The sequence below is a fragment of the Mesorhizobium sp. WSM4976 genome, from assembly GCF_029625685.1.
Classification (GTDB): domain Bacteria; phylum Pseudomonadota; class Alphaproteobacteria; order Rhizobiales; family Rhizobiaceae; genus Mesorhizobium.
On sequence record NZ_JARTVT010000104.1, the window covers coordinates 1 to 798 of the forward strand.

Consider the following 798-nt stretch of genomic DNA (forward strand, 5'->3'; position numbering starts at 1 on the left):
GCGCGGAGCTCGTTCAGATGTTCGACGCTTGGGCTATGGAGATGCAGTAGCCGCCACTACCTCCTGGCCCTTCGCCATCCGGCGGCCTGTGCTTCAGCCTCGCTGCAGAACCATCGCTCGCCCTTCAGGAGGCTGATCCTGGTTTCGTCGTAATATTCCTGCCCCGGCACATGGTAGATCTTCTCGCCGCCGTTGTAGGAGATATTGCCCTTGATGTTGCAACTGGTGAACTCGGGGCCGATCTGGACGGCGAGATAGCCTGCGATCACAATTATGAATAGAACGACGACTGCCAACGCCGAAACGTCGTCATCGCCCCGCCTGCGTCGATAGCGCCGACGGTTATACTCATTGTCCGCGTAACCGCGCCGGCGCTTGCCCAAGCCCTCTCTCCCCAAGGGGGAGAATGCGACTGTTGACGCCCGGAGTCCAGATGCCGTCAGGTCGGCTTGTCGACCAGCGGCGTCTTTCCCTTCGGCGGAACGTAGCTGGTGACCAACCGCACCACATCGATGTCCACTGTCACCGGCGGGGACAAATTCACCGTCACAGTATTTTCGTCGACCCGGAGGACATCACCAGTGAGTTCAATCCGCTGCCCTTTCTTCAGCGCCGATGTCCGGTCAACTATCGAGTGTGGAAACCCATAGTTCGGGATCGAGACGCTGACCCTATCTTCGGTCACGCGCTTGCGGACTGTTGCGGTGATGGCGACCTCGTCGCCAACCTTGATGCCCTTCGCCATGCCATGATGAGTCTGGCGCGGGCCAAGGCCTTCGTCAAGAGATCGCTAATGTT

2 protein-coding genes are annotated in these 798 nt (G+C 59.4%); both read right to left on the reverse strand.

From position 1 onward, the window contains the following. Positions 1–56: 56 nt before the first annotated feature. On the reverse strand, positions 57–275 hold the full coding sequence (locus tag P9272_RS35905; protein ID WP_278164956.1) for a hypothetical protein: 219 nt from the start codon (positions 273–275) through the stop codon (positions 57–59). Between the two features lie 164 nt (positions 276–439). Further along, positions 440–745 (reverse strand): hypothetical protein, encoded by a 306-nt coding sequence (locus tag P9272_RS35910; protein ID WP_278164954.1) that lies wholly within the window; start codon positions 743–745, stop codon positions 440–442. Positions 746–798: the final 53 nt, after the last annotated feature.

Excerpts from the sequence above, each read along its gene's own strand:
- P9272_RS35910 (WP_278164954.1), bottom strand. The coding sequence starts at position 745 with ATGGCGAAGGGCATCAAGGTTGGCGACGAGGTCGCCATCACCGCAACA.